Genomic DNA, 5,564 nt, shown 5'->3' with positions numbered 1-5,564 from the left:
ACATAACTCTTCAAACAAAACGGGCGCGACCTTGCGGCGCGCCCGTTTCGATTAACCGGTCAAGCCGATCAGGCGGCGTCTTCCTCGCCTTCCGGCTTCTTCTCGCGCACGATTTCCTTGCCGGTGGCCTGGTCGACGACCTTCATCGACAGGCGAACCTTGCCGCGTTCGTCGAAGCCCATCAGCTTGACCCAAACCTTGTCGCCTTCCTTGACGACGTCGGAGGTCTTGGCGACGCGCTCGTTGGCGAGCTGCGAGATGTGGACGAGGCCGTCGCGCGGGCCGAAGAAGTTGACGAAGGCGCCGAAGTCGGCGGTCTTGACGACCGTGCCTTCGTAGATCTCGCCGACTTCCGGTTCGGCGACGATGGTGTGGATCCACTTCTTCGCCGCCTCGATCTCCTTGGCGTTGGCCGAAGCGATCTTGACCGTGCCGTCGTCCTCGATGTTGATCTTGGCGCCGGTCTTCTCGACGATCTCGCGGATCACCTTGCCGCCGGAGCCGATGACGTCGCGGATCTTGTCGGTCGGGATGTGCATGACCTCGATGCGCGGCGCGAACTCGCCGAGCTCGGCGCGGGCGCCGGAGATCGCATGCGCCATCTCGCCGAGGATGTGCAGACGGCCGTCCTTGGCCTGGCCGAGCGCGATCTTCATGATCTCCTCGGTGATGCCGTCGATCTTGATGTCCATCTGCAGCGAGGTGACGCCGTTGGCGGTGCCGGCGACCTTGAAGTCCATGTCGCCGAGGTGGTCCTCGTCACCGAGGATGTCGGAGAGCACCGCGAAACGCTCGCCTTCCTTGATCAGGCCCATGGCGATGCCGGCCACCGGCTTGGCGATCGGCACGCCGGCATCCATCAGCGCCAGCGAGGTGCCGCAGACGGTCGCCATCGAGGACGAGCCGTTGGACTCGGTGATCTCCGAGACGACGCGCAGCGTGTAGGGGAACTGGTCGGCGGAGGGCAGCATCGGGCGGATCGCGCGCCAGGCCAGCTTGCCGTGACCGATCTCGCGGCGGCCCGGCGAGCCCATGCGGCCGGTTTCACCGACCGAATAGGGCGGGAAATTGTAGTGGAGAAGGAACTTCTCCTTGTACATGCCGGTCAGCGAATCGACGAACTGCTCGTCCTCGCCGGTGCCGAGCGTGGCGACAACCAGCGCCTGGGTCTCGCCACGGGTGAACAGCGCCGAACCATGGGTGCGCGGCAGAACGCCGACCTCGGAGACGATCTTGCGGACGGTCTTGAGATCGCGGCCGTCGATGCGCGACCCGGTATCGAGGATGTTCCAGCGCACCACCTTGGCCTGGAGCTCCTTGAACACCGTGCCGATCTGCTCGGAAGAGTACTTGGCCTCCTCGCCCTCAGCCGGTGCGAACGCTGCCTTGACCTTCGCCTTGACGGCGTCGACGGCGGCGTAGCGCGACTGCTTGTCGGTGATCTTGTAGGCCTCGCGCAGCTCGTCGCCGACGATCTTCAGCATCTCGCCTTCGAGCGCGGAATAGTCGGGCGCGGTGAAGTCGCGCGGGTCCTTGGCGGCGACCTCGGCCAGCTTGATGATCGCCTCGATCACCGGCTGGAAGCTCTTGTGGCCGAACACGACGGCGCCGAGCATCAGGTCCTCGCTGAGCTCCTTGGCCTCGGATTCGACCATCAGCACGGCGTCGGCGGTGCCGGCGACGACGAGGTCGAGCTTGGATTCCTGCATTTCGTCGATATGCGGGTTGAGCACATATTCGCCGTTGATGTAGCCGACGCGGGCGCCGCCGATCGGACCCATGAAGGGCACGCCCGACAGCGTCAGAGCCGCCGAGGTGGCGACGATCGACAGGATGTCCGGATCGTTTTCAAGATCGTGCTGGACGACGGTGACGACGATCTGGGTGTCGTTCTTGTAGCCGTCGGCGAAAAGCGGGCGGATCGGGCGGTCGATCAGGCGGGAAACCAGCGTTTCCTTCTCGCTCGGACGGCCCTCGCGCTTGAAATAGCCGCCCGGGATCTTGCCGGCGGCATAGGTCTTTTCCTGGTAGTTGACGGTGAGCGGAAAGAAATCCAGGCCGGGCTTCGGCTCCTTCATCGAAACGACGGTGGCGAGGACCACGGTCTCGCCGTAGGTAGCAAGCACCGCGCCGTCAGCCTGGCGTGCGATCTTGCCCGTCTCCAGGATGAGCGGACGGCCGCCCCACTCGATTTCCACTTTGTGATGATTGAACATATCTTGTCCTTCATATGCGGAAAGGGTCGCGCCGTCTCAACGGTCGCGGATATCCCTTTCCTGGCTTCCTTCGGGCAGCCACGGGCAAGACAACGGGAAGCTCGATAAATCCGGCTCACAGCCGAGCGAGCATCCTGCAATCCTGCCCCATGACCGTCCATGGGCGGTTCCGAATGGCCCTCTGCACTTTCGGAACCGGGTCTGGCCGACCGGTCGGCCGGCCTTGCGCATGACGCCGAAAACCCTTGGTTTTCGGAACGCGCCGTGCGCGAATGCAAATTTCGAGAGCGCATTGCGCTCCATTCCCAGCATCGGCACACCGGATCATCCGATGCCAATGCGCGACCGGCGGGCCCTCCGCAGAGAGCCCGCCGGTCAATTCGTCAGCGACGGAGACCGAGCTTGTCGATCAGCGTCTGATAGCGCGCGTCGTCCTTGCGCTTGAGGTAGTCAAGCAGGCTGCGGCGCTGGGAGACGAGAGCAAGCAGGCCACGGCGGGAATGGTTATCCTTCTTGTGGTCCTTGAAGTGCTCCGTCAGGTTCTTGATGCGCTCGGAAAGGATGGCAACCTGGACTTCCGGGGATCCGGTATCGCCCTTGGCAGTTGCGAATTCGGTCATCAATTCCTTCTTGCGATCGGCAGTAATCGACATCGTGTTTTTCCTTATCTGTTCGAGGAAACGGGACGCCCTCAGCCGGGATGTCGTCCAGCAGGGGCCGGTGCAAGCAACGCGTCAGGGCGCGAAGCTGCGGCGCATATAGTGCAATTCCCGGCAAAACACCAGCCCAATTGTCAAGCCGGCTTGTCGCAGGTCCTGCCGCCAAAACAAAGGTTTGCCCTGGACTACAGCCACTTCTTCCACTTGAAGAAGGCGACAAGCCCAATTGCGACGGCGAGCATGAACAGAAGTGCTGCAGGGTAGCCGTAATAGGCCTTCAGCTCCGGCATGTTCCAGGGCGAGCTTTCCGGTTCGAAATTCATGCCCCAGACGCCGACGAGGAAGGTGAGCGGCATGAAGATCACCGAGACGATCGTCAGATAGGAAATGACGTCATTGGTGCGCGCCTGGGTCAGCGACAGATGCATCTCGATCAGGCCGGTCAGCATGTCGCGCTGGTTCTCGACCAGCTCGATCAGCCGCAGCGAATGATCGAGCGTGTCGTTGAAGAATATCTTGGTCTCGGCCGTCACAAAGGGCACGTCGTTGCGGATCAATGTCGCCAGGGCATCGCGCATCGGCCACAACACGCCTTTCAGCACGTTGGCGTCGCGCCGCAACTCGTGCAACTGCCGCATCTGATGCTTGTGCGGCGTGTTCAGCATCTGGTCCTCGATGCCGTCGACCGTTTCGCTCGCCGCTTCGATCGGCGGGAAATAGCTGTCGACGATGGCATCGATCAGCGCATAGGCCAGATAGTCGGCGCCGCGCGAGCGCAACCGGTTGGGCATGGACGCCACGATACGCTTGCGCACCGGGTCGAACGGATCGCCCTCGCGCTCCTGGAAGGTGACGACGAAATTCCTGCCGAAGAACACCGCTATCTGCTCGTAGCGATGGGCGGTGACATCGTCGATCATGCGCAACGCGACGAAGGCATGATCCTCGAAGAAATCCACCTTCGGCCGCTGGCCGGTGTTGACGACATCCTCCAGCGCCAGCGGGTGCAGGTTGAAGATCCGGCCGATCTCCTCGATCAGCGGGATGTTGGCAAGCCCCGTGCAGTCCAGCCAGACGACTGGCCACCGGTCGCAATGGGTATTGAGCTCGTCGATGCTGGCATTGTCGATGGTCTTGAATTTTTCGGGCGAGATCAACGTCAGCCGAAGCTCGCTGCGCCGCGCCGCCGGATCGGCGATCAGCGTGCCGGGGGAAGCGCCGACCGGCGGCCGGTGGGTTTTCAGCGGCGCCCGCTTCCTGACGGTATCAACCTTTGCCATGAGTTCCTCGGGCGCAAAGTCCAACTGAATTGGTCTTTGCTTCTTAGCAATTCCGGTTGAAAAACCGCTACGCACTTTTCCTGGAATTGCTTTAACGTTTTACGCAACTCCGAACGGAAAACCGCGATACACTTTTCCTGGAATTGCTTTAACGTTTTACGCAATTCCGAACGGAAAACCGCGATACACTTTTCCTGGAATTGCTTAACCGAGCGCCATCACCCGGCAAAGACCCGTTTGGGCTTGAACATGCCCTGCTCGATGGCGCCGATGGCCACCAGCTTGCCGCGCGCGGTGGCGCAGGCCTCCTCGGCCTCGACCGGCGCATCACGGCCGCGAATGATGACGGGATTGCCGAGGCGAATCTTGGTCGCGGCGTCGTCGCTGACCGCGACCTGCGGCAGGCAATCGAGGGCCGCCGCGGTGTCGACCAGCAGCGCGTCGACAGCGCTGAAGTCGATCGGAGCCTCGGTCTCTTCCGCGCCTTCATCCGTCTTGCCGCCGAAGCGCGCCGCTTCGAGCTCGGCCACGGTGACGAAATCCTCGGCCGTGAACGGCTCGACCTCGACGCGCCGGAGTTCGGCAACGTGGCCGAAGCAGCCCAAATCGCGGCCCATATCGCGCGCCAGCGAGCGCACATAGGTGCCCTTGCCGCATTCGACCTCGAAGACGCTGCGGTCGCCATTGTGCTCGAGGAGATCGAGCCGTCCGATCTCGATCTCGCGGGCAGGAATGTCGACCGTCTCGCCGTCGCGGGCGAGGTCGTAAGCGCGTTCGCCGGCGATCTTGATCGCCGAAAATTGCGGCGGCGTCTGCATGATGACGCCGGTGTATTTCGGCAGCAGCGCCCTCACCTCGGCCTCGGCCGGCCGCCGGTCGGAGGTGTTCGTCACCGGGCCTTCGAGATCGTCGGTCGAGCGCTCCTCGCCCCAGGCGACGGCAAAGCGGTAGACCTTGGCGCCATCCTGCACATAGGGCACGGTCTTGGTCGCCTCGCCGAGCGCGATCGGCAGCATGCCGGAGGCCAGCGGGTCGAGCGTGCCGGCATGGCCGGCCTTCTCCGCCTGGAACAGCCATTTGATCTTGGAGACCGCCTCGGTCGAGCCCATGCCGACCGGCTTGTCCAGCACCACCCAGCCGGAAACCGGCCGCCCCTTCTTCTTGCCGCGACGCGCCACCTATTCCTCGTCCTTGTCTTTATTCTGGTCGTCGAGATCGCGCGCGACTTCGGGCGACTTCAGCAATTCGTTGATCCTGGCGAAATTGTCGAATGACGTATCAAGCCGGAAGCGGACTTCCGGCATGTACTTCATCTGCCTGAGCGCGCCGGCGACGCCGGTGCCAAGCGGCGAGACGAAAGCGGTGGCGATCTTGAGGTCCGGAGACATGCGCACCTCGGAGACCGAGAC

General features: G+C 62.9%; 5 protein-coding genes. All 5 read right to left on the bottom strand.

The features are described 5' to 3' along the window. Positions 1-68: 68 nt before the first annotated feature. Complete coding sequence (gene pnp, locus EOA29_RS23285; protein WP_127221614.1) at positions 69-2,216, bottom strand: polyribonucleotide nucleotidyltransferase; 2,148 nt, start codon at positions 2,214-2,216, stop codon at positions 69-71. Positions 2,217-2,599: 383 nt separating this feature from the next. Then, positions 2,600-2,911, bottom strand: coding sequence for a 30S ribosomal protein S15 (gene rpsO, locus EOA29_RS23280; protein WP_277816125.1), 312 nt, complete (start codon positions 2,909-2,911; stop codon positions 2,600-2,602). Positions 2,912-3,060: 149 nt separating this feature from the next. Further along, on the bottom strand, positions 3,061-4,155 hold the full coding sequence (gene corA / locus EOA29_RS23275) for a magnesium/cobalt transporter CorA (RefSeq protein ID WP_126090350.1): 1,095 nt from the start codon (positions 4,153-4,155) through the stop codon (positions 3,061-3,063). Between the two features lie 218 nt (positions 4,156-4,373). Continuing rightward, positions 4,374-5,333 carry a tRNA pseudouridine(55) synthase TruB gene (gene truB / locus EOA29_RS23270; RefSeq protein ID WP_126090351.1) on the bottom strand — a complete coding sequence of 320 codons (960 nt, stop codon included), beginning with the start codon at positions 5,331-5,333 and terminating at the stop codon, positions 4,374-4,376. Beyond that, positions 5,334-5,564: ribosome-binding factor A (locus EOA29_RS23265; protein WP_145969756.1), on the bottom strand; the 231-nt coding region annotated here is incomplete at its 5' end. It lies immediately after the preceding gene.

It is taken from the genome of Mesorhizobium sp. M1E.F.Ca.ET.063.01.1.1, assembly GCF_003998155.1.
Lineage (GTDB): Bacteria > Pseudomonadota > Alphaproteobacteria > Rhizobiales > Rhizobiaceae > Mesorhizobium.
This window is presented reverse-complemented; position numbering and strand designations above follow the sequence as displayed.

Coding starts and splice junctions, on each gene's coding strand:
- pnp (WP_127221614.1), bottom strand. CDS start 2,216: ATGTTCAATCATCACAAAGTGGAAATCGAGTGGGGCGGCCGTCCGCTC.
- corA (WP_126090350.1), bottom strand. CDS start 4,155: ATGGCAAAGGTTGATACCGTCAGGAAGCGGGCGCCGCTGAAAACCCAC.